3 protein-coding genes and 1 pseudogene are annotated in these 2,616 nt (G+C 65.7%); 3 read left to right on the plus strand and 1 reads right to left on the minus strand.

Features of this window, described 5'->3' with window-relative positions; translation table 11 throughout:
- A pseudogene (locus tag WCB02_RS16625) lies at positions 1-141 on the plus strand (SDR family oxidoreductase); the annotation flags it as partial.
- Positions 142-212: 71 nt separating this feature from the next.
- Complete coding sequence (locus WCB02_RS16630; RefSeq protein ID WP_423959601.1) at positions 213-1,598, plus strand: serine hydrolase domain-containing protein; 1,386 nt, start codon at positions 213-215, stop codon at positions 1,596-1,598.
- A 9-nt stretch (positions 1,599-1,607) separates the two neighbouring features.
- On the opposite strand, the gene WCB02_RS16635 is transcribed toward WCB02_RS16630, so the two are convergent.
- The gene (locus tag WCB02_RS16635) at positions 1,608-2,273 is read right to left on the minus strand and encodes a glutathione S-transferase family protein (protein ID WP_423959603.1); all 666 of its coding nucleotides are present in this window, start codon (positions 2,271-2,273) and stop codon (positions 1,608-1,610) included.
- Positions 2,274-2,437: 164 nt separating this feature from the next.
- Between WCB02_RS16635 and WCB02_RS16640 the strand changes: the two genes are divergently transcribed.
- Positions 2,438-2,616: DUF2239 family protein (locus WCB02_RS16640; protein ID WP_423959605.1), on the plus strand; the 179-nt coding region annotated here is incomplete at its 3' end.

A 2,616-nucleotide genomic window follows, 5' to 3' on the forward strand; every position in this document is an offset into this window, starting at 1 on the left:
GTCAGGGACTTCGAGCCCTATCGGGTCGATGCCTCCACGAAGCTGATGTCGGACTTCTTCGTGCCGGACGATGATCTGCCGCCGCCCGGTGTCAGCGTTGCGCCGCTGCCGTCGGTTGGCGCGGCGCAGAAGGCGGGCTAAAGGAGCTCTACGGCGGACGGCCTCGCATGGGGCCGGGTGTTTGGGCGCCGGAGGACTTGGGGGGGAAATCCGTGACATCGCGGAAGCTGATGGTCGGCGTGCTGGTGCTGGCCGTGCCGTTTGGGCTGTGGGCGGCCTACCGGCCCGATCGCGCCATTCGCACCGGAACCGCCGCCGTCGCCGACAGTCTCTGCGCCAAGACATTCGTCGCCGGACTTGATCCGGACATCGCCTATGCGGAAGCCATTGAACGGCCGGGCATCCGGCGGATCGCCGCACTGATGCGCTACCATCTCGATCCGATCGCCAAGACCGTTGATGTCTCCGTCGCCGGTCTCCACGACAGCCACGCCGAGTTTCGTGACGGCTTCGGCTGCGTGCTGGTGCACGGATCGCATGAACCCTATCTGCTCAACAGTGACATCGAGGCGCTGCGGACATCGAGGTCACAGCCGCTGTTGCCCGACATTGCCGGCCCCGACCTGGTCGATCCGCCGGATCCCGCGCTAAGGGCCGCGCTCGACCATGTCTTCGTCGAGCCGGCAACGCCGCCCTACCGGCGAACCAAGGCCGTCGTCGTCGTCCGCGATGGCAAGGTCATCGCCGAACGTTATGCGGCGGGCGCAGGCATCCACACGCCGCTGCCCAGCTTTTCCATGACCAAATCGATGATCAACGCGCTGCTGGGCATACTCACCCGGCAAGGCCTGCTCACCCCCTTGATCCCGGCGCCGATCCCGGAATGGCGCAGCGCGTCCGATCCGCGCCACGACATCAGGATCGAGCAGATGATGCGCATGACAACGGGCCTGGCGCTGGACGAGACGAATTCCGGCTTCGATCCGTCGAGCCAGATGTATCTCTATGACGACATGGCGGGCTTTGCCGTGAATGCGCCGCTGATCGCGCCGCCGGGCAAGCGCTGGGCCTATTCGAGCGCCACCACGCAGCTCTTGGCCCGCATCATCCGCGACGCCGTCGGCGGCCCCGAGCAGACGCTGGCGCTGGCGTGGCATGAGTTGTTCAATCCGCTCGGCATGCGCGACGTGATGCTGCAGTTCGACGCCAGCGGCACGCTGCAGGGATCCAACAACATGCTGGCGAGTGCGCGGGACTGGGCCCGATTCGGCCTGCTCTATCTCGGCGACGGCGAGGTCGGCGGACGACGGATCCTGCCGGAGGGCTGGGTGGACTTTTCCGCGGCTGCGACCCTCGACACGGATTACGGCGCCGGTTTCTGGACCAACCGCAGCACGCACGACAATGCCAGAGGCCGCGTGCAGCTCGGGATCCCGCCCGACGCCTTCTTCGCCTCGGGCAGTCTCGGCCAGCGCTGCGTGATCATCCCCTCACAGCACATGGTCGTGGTGCGGATGGGCGATGCCGCCGATCGCGACGGCGACATGCGCGGCCTCGCCCGCCTGGTCAAGGAAGCCATCGCGGCGACGCACTCGTAAACGCCGCACTCAGCGCCCAACCGTGTAAGGCCCGCCCTTCTCGAGCGCGCGCCGATATGCGGGGCGGGCGTGAATGCGATCGAGATACGCCATCGCATTGGGATGGCCCTGCTCCAGCCCGGCCCGCGCGGCGGCCGCCTCCAGCGGAAAGCTCATCTGGATGTCGGCCGCGGTGAACTCATCGCCCGCGAACCACTGACTTTTCGACAGCTCCTGTTCCCAGAACGCCATGTGCTGCCGGAGCTGCGGATTGACCAGCGCGGTCAGCGCCTGATTGCAGACCTTGCGCACGACCGGGCGCAACAGCGCCGGCGCGCGCTTCGGCATCAGGCCGAACAACAGCTTCAGCAGCAACAGCGGCATCGCCGAACCTTCGGCGTAATGCAGCCAATAGGTATAGCGCAGCCGTTCCGGGGTCTTCGACGGCGGGATCAGGCGGCCGTCGCCATGGCTGTCGATGATGTATTCGACGATCGCACCGGATTCGGCAATCGTATTGCCGGCGTCGGTCAGGACGGGCGATTTGCCGAGCGGATGGATCGCGCGCAGTTCCGCAGGGGCACGCAGGTCCGATTGGCGCTGATAGTGCACGACCTGATAGGACACCCCGAGTTCTTCCAGCAGCCACAGCACGCGCTGCGAGCGGGAATTGTTGAGGTGATGAACCGTCAGCATGGCGTCCCCCGAACCGAACAAGAGCATCCCCTAACAGGCAATCATCGCATTGGCGAATACCGCGAAAGGACTGCGGACGTCGGCGCCTTATTTACCCGGGTAATATTGACTGGCTAATTATATCCGGGTATTAATTGCCCCTACATCAGTCGAGATGAACCGTCATGACCGACAGCTTCACCGCTTTCCAGGGACCGCGTCAGCTCACCTCCGGCGCCCTCGCCGACGTCGCCCTGGCGGTCAAAGGGGCCGGGCGGCGCGGAGCCGAGCCGATCGCGATTTTCAGCGACGCCACAGGCCGGCCGATCGATCTCGATCTGCGCGGCAGCGCCGACGACGTGCT

This window comes from Bradyrhizobium sp., from assembly GCF_049581145.1.
In the GTDB taxonomy this organism is placed as follows: Bacteria; Pseudomonadota; Alphaproteobacteria; order Rhizobiales; family Xanthobacteraceae; genus Bradyrhizobium.